Annotated in this window: 15 protein-coding genes; 2 read left to right on the top strand and 13 right to left on the bottom strand. The window is 71.6% G+C overall.

What is annotated here, in order from left to right:
* Positions 1–158: 158 nt before the first annotated feature.
* Positions 159–3,098 (top strand): NACHT domain-containing protein, encoded by a 2,940-nt coding sequence (locus tag AOK03_RS18200; protein ID WP_055566342.1) that lies wholly within the window; start codon positions 159–161, stop codon positions 3,096–3,098.
* 44 nt (positions 3,099–3,142) lie between these two features.
* Here the strand turns inward: AOK03_RS18200 and AOK03_RS18195 are convergent, their stop codons facing one another.
* Entirely contained in the window at positions 3,143–3,895 is a 753-nt protein-coding gene (locus AOK03_RS18195; protein ID WP_055566418.1) for a phosphotransferase family protein, read from the bottom strand.
* Positions 3,896–4,062: 167 nt separating this feature from the next.
* Here AOK03_RS18195 and AOK03_RS18190 point away from each other — a divergent pair, with 167 nt between their 5' ends.
* Positions 4,063–4,986: a hypothetical protein gene (locus tag AOK03_RS18190; RefSeq protein ID WP_157868992.1), complete on the top strand. Its 924-nt coding sequence runs from the start codon at positions 4,063–4,065 to the stop codon at positions 4,984–4,986.
* Between the two features lie 31 nt (positions 4,987–5,017).
* On the opposite strand, the gene AOK03_RS18185 is transcribed toward AOK03_RS18190, so the two are convergent.
* From AOK03_RS18185 to AOK03_RS18130, 12 genes are all read right to left on the bottom strand, one after another.
* Entirely contained in the window at positions 5,018–5,818 is an 801-nt protein-coding gene (locus AOK03_RS18185; protein ID WP_055566340.1) for a GNAT family N-acetyltransferase, read from the bottom strand.
* Positions 5,819–5,874: 56 nt separating this feature from the next.
* Complete coding sequence (locus tag AOK03_RS18180; RefSeq protein WP_055566339.1) at positions 5,875–7,401, bottom strand: amino acid permease; 1,527 nt, start codon at positions 7,399–7,401, stop codon at positions 5,875–5,877.
* 129 nt (positions 7,402–7,530) lie between these two features.
* On the bottom strand, positions 7,531–8,499 hold the full coding sequence (locus AOK03_RS18175; protein WP_244177652.1) for a hypothetical protein: 969 nt from the start codon (positions 8,497–8,499) through the stop codon (positions 7,531–7,533).
* 611 nt (positions 8,500–9,110) lie between these two features.
* The gene (locus tag AOK03_RS18170) at positions 9,111–11,225 is read right to left on the bottom strand and encodes a methyltransferase domain-containing protein (RefSeq protein WP_055566337.1); all 2,115 of its coding nucleotides are present in this window, start codon (positions 11,223–11,225) and stop codon (positions 9,111–9,113) included.
* Between the two features lie 21 nt (positions 11,226–11,246).
* A complete protein-coding gene (locus tag AOK03_RS18165; RefSeq protein ID WP_055566336.1) occupies positions 11,247–12,185 on the bottom strand; it encodes an alpha/beta hydrolase in 939 nt (312 codons plus the stop codon).
* Positions 12,182–12,631, bottom strand: a complete 450-nt coding sequence (locus AOK03_RS18160; protein ID WP_055566335.1) for a DUF6917 domain-containing protein — start codon at positions 12,629–12,631, stop codon at positions 12,182–12,184. Before AOK03_RS18160 ends, AOK03_RS18165 begins: the two co-directional genes overlap by 4 nt.
* A complete protein-coding gene (locus tag AOK03_RS18155; protein ID WP_055566334.1) occupies positions 12,628–13,560 on the bottom strand; it encodes a Gfo/Idh/MocA family protein in 933 nt (310 codons plus the stop codon). Before AOK03_RS18155 ends, AOK03_RS18160 begins: the two co-directional genes overlap by 4 nt.
* Positions 13,557–14,717: an Ldh family oxidoreductase gene (locus tag AOK03_RS18150; protein ID WP_055566333.1), complete on the bottom strand. Its 1,161-nt coding sequence runs from the start codon at positions 14,715–14,717 to the stop codon at positions 13,557–13,559. Before AOK03_RS18150 ends, AOK03_RS18155 begins: the two co-directional genes overlap by 4 nt.
* Complete coding sequence (locus tag AOK03_RS41920) at positions 14,714–16,009, bottom strand: M20/M25/M40 family metallo-hydrolase (RefSeq protein WP_055566332.1); 1,296 nt, start codon at positions 16,007–16,009, stop codon at positions 14,714–14,716. Before AOK03_RS41920 ends, AOK03_RS18150 begins: the two co-directional genes overlap by 4 nt.
* A complete protein-coding gene (locus AOK03_RS18140) occupies positions 16,006–16,977 on the bottom strand; it encodes a sugar phosphate isomerase/epimerase family protein (protein WP_079074803.1) in 972 nt (323 codons plus the stop codon). Before AOK03_RS18140 ends, AOK03_RS41920 begins: the two co-directional genes overlap by 4 nt.
* The gene (locus AOK03_RS18135) at positions 16,967–18,019 is read right to left on the bottom strand and encodes a Gfo/Idh/MocA family oxidoreductase (protein ID WP_055566331.1); all 1,053 of its coding nucleotides are present in this window, start codon (positions 18,017–18,019) and stop codon (positions 16,967–16,969) included. The genes AOK03_RS18140 and AOK03_RS18135 overlap by 11 nt, the downstream gene beginning before the upstream one ends.
* Positions 18,020–18,091: 72 nt before the next feature.
* A complete protein-coding gene (locus tag AOK03_RS18130) occupies positions 18,092–19,123 on the bottom strand; it encodes a polyprenyl synthetase family protein (RefSeq protein WP_055566330.1) in 1,032 nt (343 codons plus the stop codon).
* Positions 19,124–19,157 lie beyond the last annotated feature (34 nt).

Raw genomic sequence — 19,157 nt, 5'->3', positions numbered from 1 at the left:
GGCGCACGCACGGCGTACACCTCCGGCGCGCAGACGACACACAGGCCACCCCGTTCACTACTAAGCGCCCCGCTGTAGAAGTGCACTGACCCGCCGCCAGGTGCTTGCTCCTTGAAACGCTCGGTTCCACACGGGGCGAGGGGTACGGAGGGGACGGCATGCGGGGGCGGGGAATCTGGACACGACGCAGGCTGTGGGTCGGCGTCGCCTGTGCGGCGCTGGTCGTGCTGGCCGTCACGCTCCGCCGGGTCGGCGGAGAGCACGGTGCGGAAGCGCAGTACGACGGACCCGCGTTCGTCGTGTCCGTGGTCGGCGTCATGGTGTCCGTCGTGGCCTTGCTCGTGGACGTCCTGCGTCGCACGGACACGCCCCCGGAACTCGGCGCTGTGCTGCGGCAGACCGCCGATGCGCTCGCCGAGGCGGTACGGGTCCAATGGGCGCAGGAGGCGCGGCTGCGGCGGCTGCAGGACCCGAAGCCGCTGAACGTCCGCTGGAGGTGGGCCGACAGGCTGCTCGCGGACGACACGCGGAACATCTGGTGTGATCGCCCGGTGCCGGAGCACCTGCCCGGCGGCAACTGTCTGGCATCGATCGCCACGGCCTTCGAAGAGGTGCCGTCCAGGCGCATGGTCGTACTCGGAAGCCCCGGTTCGGGCAAGAGCGTGCTCGCCGTGTGCTGCACGCTCGATCTTCTGAAGCAGCGCACGTCCGGCGCGGCGGTGCCCGTGATCTTCCCGCTGGCGGCCTGGGACCCGGGCACCACCCCGCTGCGCGTCTGGCTCCGCGAGCGGCTCGTGGCGGAGTACCGGCCCCTGGCCGCCACTACCGACGGCACCTCATTGGCCGGGGCGCTGCTCGACGCGGGGCTGATCACGCCTGTGCTCGACGGCTTCGACGAACTGCCCCCGGCGTTGTACGGCACCGCGATGCGCAGGCTCAACGCCGAACTGGACGACGGCATGCCGGTGCTCGTCACCTCGCGGACCACGTCCTGGCGCTCCACGGTCGCGTGGAGCGACGTGCTCACGGGCGCGGAGGTGCTCGAACTGCTGCCGCTGGAGTTCGCCGAGGCGACGTCATATCTGGAGCGCACCGCGCGTCCGTTGGCCGGTCCCCGTGATCGCCGCACGACGGTGTGGACGCCGGTGCTGGAAGCCCTGCGGGAGGACTCACGGCCCCTGGCGGCCGACGCGCTCCGGCAGATCCTGACCAACCCGCTCATGGTGGCCCTGGCCCGCACGGTGTACGGCGATGTGTCCCGCGATCCCCGAGAGCTCCTCGACGAGTCCCGTTTCGGGACGGTGGCCGGGATCGAAGAGCATCTCCTCGACGCGTTCGTGCCGGCGGCGTTCGGCGGCGAAGGCGGCGACTCCCGGTGGCGCGCCGCGGACGCCAGGCGCTGGTTGGCGTGGCTGGCCCTGGAGTTGGAGCGGCGGGATTCCAAGCGGCTTGCCTGGTGGGAGCTGTATCTCTGTGTGCCGCGGGTGCTGCGGCTGGCGGCGCCCGCCCTGCTCGCGCAGGCGATCACGTTCGTCCTGGCTGCCCCCATCCTGCTCTCCAGCGTCGGAGGCGAAGTCTTCGTCTTCGACGACAAGCCGTCGCTGGCCGCCAATCTGGTCGGCAACCTGGTCGGATTCGCCGGTGGGCTGGCCCTGCTCCTGCCCGTGTCGGTGGCGCGTCGCGAAGGGCGCACGGCCCTGCCCCGGCAGCTCACGGTCTGCATGGCGACGGCCGCCGTGGCCACCCTCGGGTACGGCCTCAACGGAGGCTCCGTGCAGTTCGGGCTGGAGTTCGGCACGGTCACGGACGGCTGGGTGGCCGAGTTGTTCGGGGGCGCGGTCTTCGGCGTACTGATCGCCCTGTACTTCGGGGTCGCGGGGCTGGCCCGTCATGCGGTGCCGCTCGGGCTGCCCTGGGCGGGCAGTCCTGCCGGTCGGCTCGCGGCACGGGCCGGGAGCGGCGTGCTCGCCCTGGCCGGGCTCGTCGTCGTCAAGCCGTGGCTGCTCGGGCAGGGCATCGGCACGTGGCCGACGGTGGCCGGCGCCCTGTGCTTCACCGCGGCCCTGTGCCTGTGGGCGGCAGCGGGGCGCCAGGGGGCGCGGACGGGCGTTTCCCATGCCAGTGAGGGCCGCATCGCCCGACGTTTCGTGACCGGGCTTGTACACGGCTGGGCTGTGTGCCTGCTCGTCGGAGTGGCGGCGGGCGGGACGGTGGGCGCCGTCGCCTGCGCGTTCTCCGCGGTGGAGACATCGAGGGCGCCCGACCTGAACGGCACGAGGCTCGGGAACTGGTCGCACCGGGAAGCACCAGACGGAGTGCGCACCGTCGAGTCCTCGACGGAGATCGCCGTCATCCTGGTGTACCCGCACGAGGACGCCCGGCCCACGGCATATCCGCACGGCAGCCGCCCGCCGAGCTGTGGCCAGAAGTGCGAGTCGTTCGACGCACCGGTGACCTTCCGCGTCGCCCAGGGCGACCTGCGCATACTCGTCGACGGCCACATCGTGGCCGACGCGGTGAACATGCTGCCGGAGCTACCCGAGCGGTCCCGGACCTGGCTCGCACAGAGCGCCGCCCGGCACCCGCTCAAGGGTTTCCTTCTCCCCGGTGCCATGGGCGGAGTCCTGATCGCACTGATCGGCGGCCCTGCTTCCGGTCTCTACCGTGCGCTCAGCACTCCGTCCGATCTCATCCGGGCGGCCAATCCGCAAGTCACGCTGCGCACGGACCGCATGGCGTCGCTGTCCCGGTCCGGGGTGGTGGCGGTCATGACGGGCGGGGTGTGTGTCGTCCTGGCGTGGGCGTTCGCTGCGCGGGGCGGGCTCGACCACGTCGCGGCACAGATGTGGGTGCCGATGGGGACCGCCGCACTCGCGCTCACCGCGTGGGGACAACTGGCGGTGGCCCGTGTCTGGCTGGCGCTGACGAGGCGGCTGCCGTGGCGGATCATGACGTTCCTCGACGAGGCGCACCGCAGGGGAGTGCTACGGCAGTCCGGCGCGCACTACGAGTTCCGTCATCTGCGCATGCAGCAGCGACTCGCGTCGGCCGCCGAGGCGTCACGGGAAGAGCCCCGTGCCACCGTGCCCACGCCATGACGGTCCGGGCCGCCTCCTCGCCACAGCAGTCGGGCCCCGACGCCTCACATCCGGGACTTGAGTACGTCGACCTCACAGCCCGGTGCGAACGCGTCGAAGCCGTGCTCGAGCAGCCAGCGCACTGCCAGCAGGCTGCGCAGCGACCACCATGCGTGGATCACGTCGAGGTCGACATCGGCGCCGTACCCGGCGATGACGTCGTCGAGGTGCTCTTCGTGGCCGAGCGTGAAGGTGGCGATGTCGTACAGGGCGTCGCCCCGGCCCGCCTCGGACCAGTCGATGATGCCGGTGACCTCGTCACTGTCGCCGTCGACGAACACGTGGGCGATCTGCAGGTCGCCGTGCGTGAACGCCGGGGTCCAGGGCCGGAGTGCGGCCTCGGCGACCTGGCGGTTGCGGGTGACCAGGTCGGCGGGCAGGAGCCCCTTCGCCACGAGTGACTCGCACTCGCCGTCGAGTTCCGCCCTCAACTCGTCGAGCCCCCGCCCGGCCCGGCCGACCCGGACCGGCAGCGGCGCGTCGTGCAACTTCCGGATGGCCGCGCCCGCCGAGGCCCACGCCGCCGGTGACGCGGTCGACGGCTCGCCGAGGCGGCCGAGCGTCGCCCCCGGAACCGCGGCGATCGCGATCACGGGCGGCTTGAGCCACAGGATCTCCGGGGTCGGGACGGGCACGGTGGCCATCGCCTCGACCTCGGCGTCGATGCGCGCCTGGTCGGTGTCCACCTTCAGGAACACGTCGCCGACGCGCAGGGTCGCGCGCTCGGAATGGGCCACGACGATCTTGACTTCATCCATGACGACCAGCATCCCGGATGAGCGTCGACGACGCTGAACTTATTGCGTGCGATCCCGGTCTCCTCCTCGGGGAGACGCGCGTGCCCTCAGAACTGCCCCCTCGTACCTCGTCCGTTCACCCCCTGCCTCTTTAGGCTCCGTGACATCGACCAGAAGGACGAGAGAGCATGCGCGAGCAACGGAGAGTCGCGGAGGCGCAGGCGACGACGCGGGCCGGTGGTGGGCGTGGGGTGCCCCTCACCGGTATGGCCGCGCTTCAGCGGCGCGCCGGGAACGCGGCGGCCACCCACTGGGTGCAGCGTCAGGCGGGTGCCCTGAACGAGCACTACGCCACGAGGCCTACGGAGCACCCCGAGTGGGCGACGTACCAGGAGCTGACAAAGGCCGCGGGCATTCCCCAAGCCGATGCCGACAACGCCTGGCAACTCCTGCTCGGCGGGGTCGACTCGCAGGGCGCGCTGAACGACGAGGCCGCGGCGAAGACGAGTGACCGCCAGGAGCAGCGCGAGATCCGTGCGACGAACACGTGGTACCAGGAGTTCGTCAAGCTGATGACGCGGCATCTGGAGATCAAGACGCCCACCATGGCCCTGTGGGCCGGTGGCATCGAGGTCAATGACTACGCGTACGAGCAGGGCCACACACCGCTGGCGCGGACCCGGATCGGCAGCGTGCTCAACGTCCTGGAGATGCATCCGGACTGGAAGCTGACAGGGCCGATGTGGAGCATCCTGTCCAAGGCCTTCGTGTCCCTCGCCACCGGCCCCGTACACATCTTCGTGCGGGCCTACTCTCCCGACAGCATCCTCATCCGGCTGGAAGTCCCGGAGCTCCAACGCGTCCAGCGGCTGAACCCGAACGTGAAACTGATCTGGCATCCCCTGTACACCGGTCCGGACGGGCGGACGAGGGAGATCTCCAAGGACTGTCAGCTCGTCGACAACGCGGAGTACGACAAGCGCGACACGTGCGTGGGCGCCCTCATCCAGTACCTCCGGCTCTTCCACGACGAGAGCAACGAGAAAGCCGCCCCCGCCCACAAGAGCATGGAGCAGCTGCTCGCCGCGAACGGGCACAAGGACGGCGTGTGAAGCGGATGTTCAATTCCTTCGGGGCGGGCGCTCAGTCCTGCAGGCCATAGAAGTGGACGGGGGAGTTGGGTGTGAAGCCGATACGCGGGTACACGGGGGCCCCGGCGACCGTGGCGTGCAGCGTGGCCCGGGTCAGCCCGGTGGCGAGGGAGCCCTCGTAGAGCGCCTTGCGCGTGACCGCCTCGCCGTAGCCCCTGCGCTGCCACTGCGGGTCGGTGGCGACGAAGGCGACGAACAGACGGCCTTCCGCTTCGACCGTTGCGGCGCACGCCACCGGAACGTCGCCTCGCATGGCGAGGTAGGCGTACATCTCGCTCTTCCAGTACGCGGATCCGACCAGGCCGTCGCGGCCTTCCTCCAACGGGAAGCCGTAGGCGCTCGATTGGAGGTCCGCGTAGGCCCGCAAGTGCTCGTCGGTGCTCACCCGCACGAACGTCAGGTCGGGGTGGACCGGGTCGGGGATGGGCAGCAGGTCGCCGGCCATGCCCCGGCCGGGGAAGGCGTACTGCAGGCCGGCCTGCTCGGCCGCCTTGGCCAGCGTGGGGCGCGCCTCCTCTTCGATGAGGTCCTCGAAGAGCCACAGGAAGCCCGGGTGCTTCTTCGCGCGCATGATGTCCGCCGCCTGGGCGAGTCGCTGCGCGAGGAGTTCGGCGCCTGCTCCTGTGTCGGTCAGGGTGATGCAGTTGTAGAACGAGAACCGGCAGTCGGCCCAGCGAACCGCGATGCCGGGGAGGTCGCGCACATCCGCGTCCGCGTCGCGGTCGAGCACCAGGCCGCGCCAGGCCACGGTGAGCTGCTGTACCGATTCGGTGGACTCCGTGAGGTCGGTCACCGTACTCCCGGGAGTAGTTGTGGTCGTTGCAGGTGCGGCATGCGGTGTCGCTGCCATCAGATGATGCCTTCGAACTGCTTGTCCTCGGTGGGGGAGCTGGAGTGCGGCACGTGGTACGAGTCGCGTCCGAAGCGCCGCCACAGGGCGGCGATGAGGAAGGCCACCACCACGGCAACGGGAGTGTAGTTGAACGTGGTGGTGGTGACCGGGCTGCTCTGCGGCAGCAGGAACAGCACCGTGACCGCGGCCGCCCACACCACTGCCACCCAGCCGATCGGCTGGCTCCAGCGGCCCAAGTGCCAGGGGCCCGGGGTGAATCGGTCGCGGTGGAGCAGTCGCAGCAGCACCGGGATGGCGTAGGCCGAGGTGAATCCCACGACCGAGATGGCGGTCACCGCCGCGAACGCCGTCGAGGAATACAACGACGGCAGCGCGAGCACGAAAGCCACGGCGACCGCGAGCCAGACCGCGTTGGCGGGGATGGCGGTGCGGGGGCTGACCTTCTTCCAGCGCGAGGATCCGGGCAGGGCGCCGTCCCGGGAGAAGGCGTAGATCATCCGGCTGGCGCTGGCGGTCACGGTGTAGCCGCACAGGAACTGGGCCACGATGATCACCAGCAGCAGGGCCTTGGCCGCCGCCATGCCGAGCGCGTCCAGCAGGATCTGCGCCACCGGTACACCGGTCTCGCTGCCCAGGGTCCCCGCGTAGTCCTGGATGGCGAACAGCAGCGTCGTCAGCAGGATGCCGCCGGCGATCCAGGACACCGCCACCGAGCGGAAGACCCCGCGGGCCGCGGCGACGGAGGCGTGGTTGGTCTCCTCGCTCAGGTGGGCCGAGGTGTCGTAGCCCGCCAGCGCGAAGACCGGCAGCAGCATGCCGAGCAGGACCACGTACACCGGCGCGCTCCAGCCGGTGTTGTTGGTGAACTCGGAGAAGACGAAGCCGGCCGACTGGTGGTGGGAGGGCACGAACGCGAGGGAGCCGATGATGACGACGGCGCCTGCCAGGTGCCACCACGCGCTGACGGACGTCAGGATGTTCATCAGCCGGGTCCCGAAGAGGTTCAGGACCGCGTGCAGCGCGAGGACGACCGCGTAGATGACCAGCAAGGAGCCCGAGCTCGCCGTGTAGTCGAACTGCAGGTTCAGCCACGCGGCGGTGAACGTCGCGATGCCGAAGTCCTGGGCGGCGATTCCGCCGAGCAGGCCCAGGAGGTTGAGCCAGCCGGTGTACCAGCTCCACCGCTCGCCTCCGAGCTGGCGGGCCATGTAGTACAGGCCGCCGCTCGTGGGGTAGCGCGATGTGATCTCCGCCAGGGCCGCGGCCAGGCACAACACGAGCGGTCCGACGGCGAGCCACCCCCACGTGATCACCGCGGGGCCTCCCGAGTTCAGGCCGTAGCCGAACAGCAGCAAGGTCCCCGACATGATCGAGATGACCGACAGGGAGGCCGAGAAATTGCCGAAGGCGCCCATCCGGCGGTGCAGTTGCTGGGTGTAGCCCAGCGACTGGAGGATGCGTGCGTCCTCACCGTCGTGGTCGACCGGATTCTGCTGCTGGCGCGGTGTTCGTATCGAAGTCATGGGTTCTCCGCACAGGAAAGCTGAGGTGGGGGTGCAGGCGGGGTGGCTGCCTGGCCGCGTTGGCGGGTGGCGGGGTGTGGCGGCCCCGCCGGGGACGTGGCGGAACCTGCCCGGGGGCCGGATCGTCGGTCAGGGGCGCTCTCCCGTTTGTCTCGGGTGGGACCTCAGGCAGGCGACACGGTCCTCCTCGAAGGCCCTCCGCCACTGCTCCGCGGGGTAGCGGGCGTCGTAGTGCCACGGGGCGGGAGTGGCGAAGTCGCCGATGGCGGCGAACACTTCGGTGGCCCACTGGGCGAAGCCGCCCCTCGCCAAGGCGTATGCGAGGTAGTTCAGATCCAGCTGGGAACTGGTGGCAGGCTCGGCCTTCCGGAACCAGCCCTCGAAGGCCTGCGTGATGGCCCGGGTGGTGTCCTCCCTGGTCCACAGGAGGTTCAGCATGACCGAGGCGCCGTGGTCCCGTCGTTCCCGGTGCTCCTGCACGCGGGCGTAGAGGGGCAGCAGGAGCAGCGGCGAGTCGGGCGGTGCGAAGGAGACCGTCCAGCGGGCGAAGTCTGTCGCGACCGCCTGGCGGCCCGCCGGCCCCGGACGGGCCTGGAGCGCCTGGGACATGCGGTGCCACGCCTCGCGGTTGAACGGATCCCGTCGGTGCACTTCCCCCAGCAGGCCCCAAGGCCCGCCGGGCAGCAGGTACTCATGGGGCGGCGGAGCCATGTGATGTTCCGGGTGGTTTCCCGTTCGGTCCGCCTCGGCCAGGGCCAGGCGGCAGATCCACGGGACCGCGTCGTCGGGGTTTCCCTCGCTCGCCTTCTGGCACGCCTCCCGGGCCCGGGTCACCAGCTTTTCCAGGTCCTCTGCCTTGCGGTAGTCACGCGCCCACTGCTTCCGGTGGGCCTGCAGCACCCGTTCGGTGGCGACCCTGGCGTACATCACGCGGGCGGAGAGGCTCTCCGGTTCCTCTTTGAGCCACAACTCCACGACGTTGGCCTGAGCCGCGACGACGCCCAGCACCTGGGTGCGGGACGTCCACTGCGGCCAGGTGCCCGTGCGGGCCAGCACCTGACGCATCTGCATCCAGTAGCCCGCCTGAATGTCCTGCACCGCCGCATGGAGATCTGTGTCCCGGCCGGCCGGGCCCACCCCACCGGCCGGGTTCGAACCCTCCATCAGAGCCACCCCGGCCGGACCGGGCACGGGCCGCTGCCGTGAGCGCTGCGGCTCACCGGGTGGTGTGAGCACGACACCGACCGGTGTGCACTGGCGGGCATAGGCAGTAGGACCCTCGTGACAGTTGGGACGTGGGGGGACGGCCGCCGACGCGCAACCCGGCCGACGGCTTTCGCTTTTGGCCGTCAGCGAGTGCCCGACAGGTACTTAAGTGCCTGTCGGGGCGCATGACCAGAGATTCCAAGATTGTTCGGTTGTTTGGCTACAGGTTTCGGCCATGCGGTAACCGAACGTCGCCATCCGTGATCGAACCGGCCGACCGGGGCACTCGGACGTTGCGCCGACCGGGCTCCGCACGGTCCGGCGGCGCAACGTTTCGTGTGGGGTCCGTGTGACGTACTGCGTTCAGGTGTGCATATGCATCCAGGTGACCGCCTTCCGGGCGGGGGATCATTCGTCCAGTTCGATGCGGTGATCACTGACTGTGATCGACTGTCGCTGTGGGTGGAAATGCGCCGAGATCCGCGCTTCGGGCGGATCGGGTCCTACCGCCCCGCGGCCTCCCCGACCGCGACGTACACCCATCCGCCGTACCGGGTCAGCACGCGGTGACGGGCGGCGCCCTCCTGGATCGGCTCCCACGGGTGGCGCTGGACCATGCTGGTGTCGCCGCCGAACGGGGCGATCATCGGGCCCAGCGCGGGGATGAGCCGGTCCGGCCACCAGCCCGGCAGCCGGTAGTCGAGGACCACCCAGCGCCCGCCGGGCGCGAGCGCCTCGTAGCCGCGCTCGACCACCTTGGCGTACTCGCTGATGAGCGTCAGCGAGAAGCAGGCGGTGATCCCACGGACGTTCTCCGGATACTCCCACGTCGTCAGGTCGGCCTGGACCAGGGAGACTTGGGAGAGGCCCGCGCGCCGCACCCGGTCCTCCGCCTGTTCCAGCATGGCGTCGGTGAGGTCCACGCCGATCACCCGGCCGGTCGGCCCCACGGCCTCGGCGAGCAGCGGCAGGTTGTGGCCGGTGCCACAGCCCGCGTCGACGACCGTGTCGCCCGGGCGCAGCGCGAGCTGCTCCAGAGCCAGGTGCTTGTAGGCCATCGTGCGCTGGCCTATGAGGTAGAGCCGGTTGGAGGTCAGGTCATAGCGTTTGGCCCGCTTGCGGTAGACCTTCACCATGCGTTCGGACTCGGTGGTCATGGGCTCGGCGGGCATGGGCTCTCCTCGGGTGGGCGGGCCGGTTCGGGTCGGAGCGGGCGGCGGGGCGGTCGGTGAAGGCGGGTTCCGCGGGCCGCGCAGGACCGAGGCCAGCACCCTCGGCCTGAACACGGCCTGGGGCGGGGCCAGCAGGTGGGTCATGTCGAGCAGGGCCAGGGCCGCCGTCCGGTCGGTGGTCGCCACCTTCAACAGCCGGTCGGTATACCGCTTGCCCAGCCGTGCGGCGAGCGGCAGCGGACCGTCGGAGGCTCCCGGATACGCCAGGTCGGCATTGCCCGACAGCATCCAGGCGGCCTCCACACAATCGGCGATCGGCCCCCGCAGGGCAGCGGTCAGACCGTTCTGGATCCGGTGGGTGCCCGAGGCCGCGGTCCGCTCCAGGGCCCGGCGCAGCACCAGCGCACTCATGCCTGCGACGGAGATGCCCTGTCCGTAGGCCGGGTTGAAGGCGCCGACGGCGTCGCCGAGCACGAGGAAGCGGTCGGGCCAGCGCGTCAGCCGCTCGAAGTGGCGCCAGCGGTTCTCCGTACGACCCGAGCCGTACACGTCGCCGAGGGGCTTCGCGTCGCGGATCGCGTCGTACAGGGCGGTGCTGCGCAGTCCTTTGGCGAAGTCGACGAAGCCCGCGTGGTCGAGCGGCGGGCGCTCGCCGCCGAGCCCGGCCACCGAGACCATCCAGCGGCCGTTCTCGATGGGGTTGAGGATGCCCGAGCGGGGCTCCTCGGGTGTGGACTGGAGCAGGATGCACTTCCAGTCGGCGGTGTGCTCCGGAGCGGGTTCCAGGATGCAGGTGGAGTAGGCGCAGCCGGCGTCGACGACGCTCTCCTCGGGCGTGCCGTAGCCGAGCTCCTTGAGCCAGGCCGGGGCCCGGGAGCCGCGACCGGTGGTGTCCACGACCAGGTCGGCCGCCTGCTCGTACGGTTGGTTCCCACCGGCGCGCGCCTCGGGGCGCCGGTCGCGGAGCAGTACGCCGCGGACCGTGTCGCCCTGTCCGGCGACGAGACCGACGGCCTCCGTCTCCTCCAGGACCTCCACGGTGGGCAGTTGCCGCAGCCGACGGCGGACGGCCCAGTCGAGGAGGTCGCGTGAGCCGGACAGGACCATGTGCGGGCCCTCGAAGCGGTCCACCCAGCCGCCCGGCACCATGAGAAGCATGTCCTGCGGCATGCGGACCTCGACCATGCCCAGGTCGCGCAGTTCGTCGAGCAGGCCGGGGAAGAGCTCTTCGAGGGAGCGCTGGCCGGCGCCCAGCAGGTTGTGGGTGTGGCGGGCCTGGGGCACGCCGCGGCGCCAGGCCGGTTCGTCCGGGTAGCGGTCACGCTCCACGAGCGTGACCCGCTCCATGTGCGGGGCCAGTGCGGCCGCCGTGCAGAGTCCGGCGAGGCTGCCGCCGAGGACGACGGCGTGGCCGCCGTCCTGCGGACGGGTGCTGCGGTCGGTCATGTCCTGTCGCCTCCTCTCGGCTCAGCGCTCACGGGCGGGGCAGCGGCGGTCGAGCCACTCGTGCGCGGCGGCATACCAACGCGGCGCGGTGCGGTGGACGTTGAGGGAGTGGGCGGCGTCCGGGACGACGAACGCCTCCAGGTCGGTGGCGCCGGTGTAGAACTTCCGCTCGTACGCGACCACGGACGCGGCGTCCTCGGTGGAGGCGTCCCCGCCGCCGAAGAGCCGGTCCTCCTGGCCGACGACCAGCAGGACGGGCACCCGCACCTCGGCGGCCACCTCCGGCTGGTAGATGGCATCCAGGGTGAAGCCCTCCCCGGCGGTCACCGTCGACTTGGTGTCCTCGTGCCAGGCGGACACACCGGGGTCGATGCCGGGCGGGTGCTCGTACAGGGCGGCGCGTCGGCCGGGGCGGGTGGTCAGGTAGTTCTCCGGCGGGTTCGTCGGGGCGAGCAACGGGTCCTCGGTCGCCGGGTACAGGGCGGGCATCGCCTCCGGGTAGAGCGGGCCGACCGCGTGCAGCAGTCCGGTGATCACCAAGGCGTCCAGATCGCGATGGCGGGCCGCCTCGATCAGGGCGATGCCGGAGCCCAAGGAGTGTCCGACGGCGATCACCCGGCGAAAGGCGGGCAGTCCGGGAGCGCCCCGGCGCAGGGCGGCCACCACCTGGTGCACGGCCTCGACGTTGCTCTCCACCGTGACCTGTTCGGCGGCTGGGTGCTCGCTCGCGCCGGTGCCGGGGCGGTCGAGGGCGAGGACGGCGTAACCCTCGCCGACCGCGTGCCGGGTGTAGTCGAGGGCCCCCGGAGCGGTCCAGTAGCGGCGGTCGTAGGTGAGCCCCGGCAGCAGCAGCTGTACGGTGTCGGGTGCCTTGCCGGGTGGCAGGAACAGCTCCGCGTCGAGCCGCCAGGTCGTGCCGGGGGCGTGCGGAGGAGTCACGTCGAAGGTGACGGAATTCATGCGACTTGCACCCTTCTGCTTCCGGATTCTTGGGCTTCCGACGGGACCTGACGGAAGAGCAGCGGTGTTTCCGGCCGCAGTTCCAGGTCGGGACCCGTGACCAGGTCGTCGACGGCGATGAGCACGTTGTAGTGGTTGGGGAAGTGGCAGGAGTCGAAGCCGAGCACGGTGCCCACGAGGCGGCCGTCGACCCACACCTCGTCGCCGCGGTCGAGCACCCCGGCCCGCTGGATCTCGGCGAAGCCGAGGAAGCCGACCCGGTCGATGCGGGATCCGGGCGGATCGCCGGCCTGGTCGGTGGTGACCAGCTCGTGCACCTCTCCGGTGCGGACGCAGCGGCTGGTGAACTCCTCCAGGCGCATGCCCCGATCGTCACGGCGGTGGGTCAGCACCTTCACCACCGTGGCGTGCACGGTGCGTTTGCCGCCGTCCTCGGCCGGGTTCACCGGGTGGCTCCTTCCGCGCGGTAGACGGCGTCGACGAGTTCGAGCGCGGCGAGGCCGTCGCGGGAGGCTTCCTGCCCACCCCGCAGGCGTGCGTCGAAGTCGGTGAGCACGCCGACGTACTCGTGCCAGAGCGAACCCTTGAACTCGGGGTGCCCGTCGAGCATGTCGGCGTACAGCCGGGTGCCGTCCCGGAGCTCGACGGCGACGTCCTTCACCTCGCCCTCGTACGCCCAGTCGAGTTCGACCCGGGCGGTGACTCCGGCCGTCGAGCGCAGGTCGACCGAGGCCTGGCGGTCGGTGCCCAGCTCGTCGCGGACGACGTCGGCCGCGGCCAGCTCGACGTCACCGAGGAACAGTCGTACGACGTCGAAGGCGTTGGGGCCGTTGTCGGCCACGCAGCCTCCGCCGCAGCGCTCGGCGTCGAGGTACCAGCGGTCGCTGCCCGCATGCTCCTCGATGCGTTCGAGGTAGCGGACGGTGAGCGAGCGGATGGGGGAGTCGGCCGCCGAGACGTCGTCGAGCAGGCGCAGCACGGCGGAGTTGTAGCGGCGGTGGAAGGAGGTGAAGAGGGTTACGTCCTTCTCCCGGGCCAGTGCGGCGAGCGCCCGGCCGTCCTCGACCCGGATGGCGAGCGGCTTCTCCACACAGACCGCGACCCCCGCGGCGAGGGCGTCCCGGCACACGGTGGCGTGCGCGTCGTTGGGGACGTTCACGACGACCGCGTCCACGTCGGCGTCGGCGAGGAGCTCGGCGTGGCCCGTGTAGCACTTGGCGACGTCCTGGAACGGCTCCAGCGCGTCGGGCCGCAGATCGCACACGGCGGCGAGGTCGAGGCCGGGCAGCCGGTCGAAGCCGGCGACGTAGAACTTGGAGATGACACCCAGGCCGATGAGGCCGACGCGGGTCCGGACTTCCGGGCGGGGGGTCATCGCACACCCGCCGAGGGAAGAGCGTCCTGCGCCACGACCGGTTCGGGAAAACCGAGGCTCTGTTCGGCGGCGAGCGCGGTGAGCTCGGCGTGGCACTGGGCGGACAGCGGTACGCCGTGCCTCCTGCGGTGCTCCGCGGTCAGCTCCTCGGGCCGTCCGGGATAGCTCACCGGTCGGGCGGGATCGAGGGGCGGGCAGTTCAGGAGCGCTCCGAAGAGACTGTCGGCATCGGCGCCGAAGTCCGGGCCGGGGCGGAGCGCGCCGGGTGCCACGACGAGGGCGGTGAGACCGATGTCGTCGTCGCGCCCGGAGGGCTGTCCGTCGCCGTTCAGGGCCTCCGGAGCGGGGCCGAGCCCGGCGCCGGGCACCAGCGCGGCGAGCACCTCGACCATCAGCCCCAGCCCGTACCCCTTGTAGGCGCCGGTGGCCGGATCACCGCCGAGCCAGCGCAGGAAGCCCTCGCCCGCGTCGAGCGCATGGGGGTCGGTCACCGGACGCCCCTCGGCGTCCTCCAGCCAGCCCTCCGGTATCGGCTCCCCGGCGCGGGCGGCGGCCCGCACCTTGCCCGTCGGCACCACGGTGGTGCTCATGTCGAGGACGTACGGCGGGCGGTCGCCGGCGGGCGCGGCGATGCTGAACGGGTTGGTGCCCAGCATCGCGGCCCGGCCGCCCGGCGGGCGCGCGATGCGCTGGCGGCCGCAGTTGGAGGCGAGGAAGGCCACCATGCCACGCCGGGCGATCCGGGCGGTGTGGTGTCCCGCGCAGCCGAAGTGGGTGGCGTCGCGCATGGTGACCAGGGCGATGCCGGTCTGTGCCGCACGGTCGGCGGCCAGCTCCAGTGCCTCCGACGCCGCCCACAGGCCGAGGGACCGGCGTCCGTCGAGGAGGACGGCGGCACCGGTGTCGGTGATCTTCTCCGGCTCCGCGGTGGCGTCGATGCGGCCCGCGTCGAGGGCGGGCAGGTACAGCCGGGTGAGGTTGGCCAGGCCGTGCGAGATGAGTCCGGTGAGATCGCCGTGGACGAGGGCCTCCGCGGCGGTGCGGGCCCGGCCCTCCGGTACCCCGCGGCCGGTGAAGACCTCGGTGGTGAAGGCCACGAGGGCGTCGTGCGGGATGGTCACCCCGCCGTGCGGCGCGGCATCGGTCGACTGGGTCACTGTCGCATTCCTCCTGTGGTGGCGTGCTCCCGGGCGGCGAAGCGGACGAGGATGCCGCTCACCGCCCCGGCGAAGGCTTCGAGATCGGACAGGTCGGCGTACTCCCCCGCCGCGTGCGCGTGGTTGCGGTCGAGGTCGCCGGGGCCGAGGACGGCGGTATGGGCACCGGGCAGGCCCGCCATCCAGATGGCGTCGCAGGTGAACGCGGGTTCGTCGGCGGGCCATCGGGCCGCCTCGCCCTCCGGTGTCAGCAGGTCGAGGGCCCAGGGGTCCTCGGTGGCCCGGAGCGCGGGCAGACCGCGCTTGTGCCACTCGACACGGGTGATCGCCGCTGCGTCCGCCGCGGTGCGGGCCAGGACCGGGTGGGTCCGGTGGGAGTCGCTGAACTCCCTTATGCCGTCGGCCACGTCCCGCTCCAGCCGGTCGGCCAGCGCCCGGCCGGTGTCGGAGTCGGGGTAGGAGCAGTTGAGCAGCAGCCGGCCGGTCCCGTACACCCGGTTGTGGAGGTGCCCGGTGTGCAGTCCCGCGACACAGACCTGGCCGCCCGCCGCGTGCTCCGGGAGCCGGGTGGCGAGGTGTTGCGCGAGGTGGCCGAGCAGGACGGTGGCGTTGTGCCCGGCGGCGGGGCGGTCGTCGATGGCGTCGTCCCCGTCGACCCGGACACAGGCGGTCATCGCGGCCGTGGAACGCGACAGCAGCCGCATGCCGGTGGGCTCGCAGAACAGATTGAGCCTGCCGTACCAGCCACGGCGGAGCAGCGGGCGGGTGCCGAACACGCCCATGGCGCCGCCCTCTTCGCCGGACACCGCCTGGATGAGCACGCGGGTACCGGCGAGCCGGTCGGGAGCGGCGTCGAGTGCCGCCCGAATCCCGGCCAGCAGCGCCACGGCGGGGCCCTTGGCGTCGATCGCGCCGCGCCCGGTGAAGCGCTCCCCGTCGAACCCGACCGGTTCGAGACCCGCGACGGTGTCCAGGTGCACGTTGAACATCACCGTGTCCGCCCGCGGGAGTTCGGGGCCGAGCGCGAGGACCAGGGAGGGCTGCGCGGCCAGGAAACCGGGGTTGTCCTCGACGGCCCGGCGCACGGCGAGCGGCACCTGGTCGTCCGTCAGCTCGGCCGCTTCGGCGGCGGCGTGGTGCACGACGTCGAAACCGAGGTGACGTGCGGCGTCCGCGTAGGCCTGCTGGGCATCCCGCAGCCGGGGCTCGTCGTCGCTCTCCAGCATGCTCACGGTGGGGAGTTCGAGGAGCCGCAGCAGCAGGTCGCGTTCGGTGCGGGTCAGTTTCGTCATCGGACGGCCTCCCGGTGCGTGGCCGTGGCGGCGGGCAGCCGCGTGGCCAGGCGTTCCAGCGCGCGGCCGTACCGCACGAACTCGTCGATGCCGTTGCTGCCCGCGTCGGTCCGGCCCTCGTGGGGGCGGACCGCGCGGTGGGGTTCGATGGTCCAGGTGCCGGCGTGGCCGTGGTCGAGAAGGAGGTCCAGACAGTCCGCGACCCGGCAACTCCCTTCCCCCGGAAGGGTGTAGACCGCATCGCCCGCCTCGGCCCGCGCGTCCTTGACCTGCACGTGGTCGACCCACGTGACGAGTTCCGTGAGCAGGTCGTACGCCTCGTAGCCGTACGCCACACCGTTGCCGGTGTCGAACAGCAGCCGCAACGCCGGGCTGTCGACCTCTGCCAGCAGCCGCAACGTGCGGGCCGGGTCGGCACCGGCCCACCCCGCGCAGTTCTCGTGCAGCAGGACGAGCCCGGCGTCCTCGGCCTGCTGGGCCAGGCGCGTCATGCGGGAGATCGTCCGGCGGGCCCACTCCGGCTCGTCGAGCGGCGCGCCGGGGTCGTTCGGGTACGACATCACACGGATGTGACGGGTGCCGAGCGCGGCGCACATCGGGGCGAGGCGCTCCAACTCGCCGTAGTCGAGCTCGAAGTCGCCGGTGATGGGGCGCGCCCAGTTGGCGATGCGGGAGTTGACGCACACCACGTCGAGGCGCGCCTCGTGCAGGGCCGTGACGACGTGGTCGAACGCGGCCTCGTCGAGGTCGGCGACGGCGGTGCCGTCGATGTCGCGCAACTCGATCGCCGACCAGCCGAGGAGCTGATGGGCGCGGATCTGACCGGCGAGGTCGGGGGCGGCCTCGTCGCCGATGCCCGCGAAGCGGATTCCGGGGGGTGGGCAGAGGTGTGGCTCTCCGGCGGCGGGCCGGAGTTCTGTGTCGCGCCGGGGGCCCGCGCCGCCCTGCGATCCCGTGTCATCCCGCATGGCTCACCTGCCGCCGACCGGACCCGGCGGGGGAGTGGGCATCGGTCGAGCCGAGCCGCCGAGTCGCGTCCTTGGCGTCGGCGAGAAGTTCCACCACGCGTGCGCCCAGACGCAGTTGGGGCTCCAGGTCGGTGCCGTCGCGCAGGGCGCGGTAGGTGTCGACGAAGTAGGCGGACAGCGCGTCGTCGGGAAAGACCTCCCAGGTCTCGGGGCGACCGGTGCGGCTGAACCTCAGCTGGGCGTAGTGGTCGTCCTCGCCGTTGGGATAGTGCGCGACGGCCCGGCCGTCGGTGAACTCCAACTGGACGCGGCGCTCGCGGACCGGGGCGGTGAGGTCGGAGACGATCCGGCTGGTCGCCTCCTCGTGCCGGAAAACCAGCTCGGCGCGGCCCATGCCGGGGATGGTGGTGTCACCGATCCGCATGTCGGTCAGCTCGGCAGCGGCGAGCGCGGCCTCCCCGGCGAGCCGCAGACAGACCCCGAGGGAGTGCGGGGGCTCCACGTCGAACGCGGTGGGGTGGCCGCCGTTGGTCAGCGTGCGGCTCATGCGTGGCTTGCTCTGCCGGATGTCGATGGAGCGCAGTTCGCCGAGGGCTCCCTCCTGCACGAGGCGTTCGAGCCGTGCGGTCAGCGCGCTGGCCAGCCAGGGAGCGACGATCGCCAGGCGCAGCCGCTCGCTGCGGGCGAGGGCGAGGATCTCGCGTACGGACTGACGGTCGACCGCCAGGGGCTTCTCCACGATGATCCGGCGGAAGCCCGCGGCGGCCAGTTCCCGCAGCAGGCCGAGACGGGCGATGGGCGGAGTGCACAGGTGCACGACGGTGTGCTCGGGGTCCAGCAGGGTGCGGGCCTCGGCGACCGAGGCGACGGGACGCAGCCCCTCGGCCCGTGCGGGCGCTTCGGGGGCCGGCGGGTCGAGCGTCAGGACGGGGGCGGTGTCGAAGAGATCCGCGTGCCGCCCGGCGGCGCGCAGCTTGCGCAGGACCGCCCAGTGCAGTCCGAGGCCCGCCCGCCCGAGCCCGATGATCAGTGTTCGGTCCATGCCGGTGCGGTTCCTTTCGGTGATTCAGGTCTGGCTTCTGGTTCAGGCACGGCTTCGTGGTTCCGGTGCCGCTCAGCGGTCGCGATACGCCACACGGGTGGTGAGTTCCATGAGTTCGGTTCGCCACCGCGGCACCAGGGGCACATCGGCCACCGCCTCGCGCGCCTGGTCCACGAGGTCCGCGATGCGCTGTTCGACCTCGTCGGCCACGCCGGTCGTGACGAGCAGTTCGCGCATCCTGGCCGCGCTGTCGGGGGCGGCGGGGGTGGCGGCGAGTTCCCGGATCCGGTCGTCCCGGCGTACGGCGAGACTGAGCAGGTAGCTCATCTTGAACCGGTCGAGGTCGAGCCCCGCGGGCTTGCCGGTGTCCTCGGCGTCGCCGAAGGTGTCGATGAGGTCGTCCCGGAGCTGGAACGCCTCGCCCAGCGGCAGACCGTATCCCTCGAAGACACCGGCGAGATCGGGCCTGCCCGCCAGGGCGGAGCCGAGTTGCAGGGGGCGCTGGATGGTGTACCGGCCGGACTTGCAGACCGCGATCCAGCGTGAGAGCTCGGGATCGGCCACGCCCTCGGCGGCGATCGCGATGTCGAGGTACTGGCCGACGGTGACCTCGATCCGCGTCTCGTCCCACACCGCCTGGGCCTGTGCGGGCAGAGCATGGGCGAGCCGGTCGGCGTAGACGTGCGCGAGGTCGGCGGCGAGGTTGGCGACGCCCTCCCCGTAACGCCGGGGTTCGCCGCGCAGCAGGCGCGCCCGGTGCTCCTTGGCGTGCCGTTCGTGCGCGGTGACGGCGCCCCGGCGCAGCGGTGAGTCGTCGAGCACGTCGTCGCGCAACAGGGCGAAGGTGTGCAGCAGTTCCAGTGCGGCGGCCGCGTCGACGGCCTTGTCGCATGCGGGATCGCCCCCGGCGGCGAGGTGGCCGAGGAGACAGAAGCGGGGGCGCAGCAGCTTGCCCTTGGCGGTGGTGATGGCGGTGACGCTGTCGACGAACGGGGCACAGCGCGGATCCACGTCGGTCCAGCGCGCGCTCTCCCGGGTGAGGACGGTGTCGATGCGCTCCTGGACAGCTTCCAGCGACCGGGTCAGCACGCCGTCGTCGCTCATGCGGTGCCTTTCGTCGGGGAGGACGGTCCGTACA

It is taken from the genome of Streptomyces atriruber (genome assembly GCF_001418325.1).
Lineage (GTDB): Bacteria > Actinomycetota > Actinomycetes > Streptomycetales > Streptomycetaceae > Streptomyces > Streptomyces atriruber.
The sequence above is the reverse complement of the archived record's forward strand: the minus strand, read 5'-3'. Positions and strand labels throughout refer to the sequence as shown.

Coding starts and splice junctions, on each gene's coding strand:
- AOK03_RS18200 (WP_055566342.1), top strand. CDS start 159: ATGCGGGGGCGGGGAATCTGGACACGACGCAGGCTGTGGGTCGGCGTC.
- AOK03_RS18195 (WP_055566418.1), bottom strand. CDS start 3,895: ATGGATGAAGTCAAGATCGTCGTGGCCCATTCCGAGCGCGCGACCCTG.
- AOK03_RS18190 (WP_157868992.1), top strand. CDS start 4,063: ATGCGCGAGCAACGGAGAGTCGCGGAGGCGCAGGCGACGACGCGGGCC.
- AOK03_RS18180 (WP_055566339.1), bottom strand. CDS start 7,401: ATGACTTCGATACGAACACCGCGCCAGCAGCAGAATCCGGTCGACCAC.
- AOK03_RS18170 (WP_055566337.1), bottom strand. CDS start 11,225: ATGACCGACCGCAGCACCCGTCCGCAGGACGGCGGCCACGCCGTCGTC.
- AOK03_RS18165 (WP_055566336.1), bottom strand. CDS start 12,185: ATGAATTCCGTCACCTTCGACGTGACTCCTCCGCACGCCCCCGGCACG.
- AOK03_RS18155 (WP_055566334.1), bottom strand. CDS start 13,560: ATGACCCCCCGCCCGGAAGTCCGGACCCGCGTCGGCCTCATCGGCCTG.
- AOK03_RS41920 (WP_055566332.1), bottom strand. CDS start 16,009: ATGACGAAACTGACCCGCACCGAACGCGACCTGCTGCTGCGGCTCCTC.
- AOK03_RS18140 (WP_079074803.1), bottom strand. CDS start 16,977: ATGCGGGATGACACGGGATCGCAGGGCGGCGCGGGCCCCCGGCGCGAC.
- AOK03_RS18135 (WP_055566331.1), bottom strand. CDS start 18,019: ATGGACCGAACACTGATCATCGGGCTCGGGCGGGCGGGCCTCGGACTG.
- AOK03_RS18130 (WP_055566330.1), bottom strand. CDS start 19,123: ATGAGCGACGACGGCGTGCTGACCCGGTCGCTGGAAGCTGTCCAGGAG.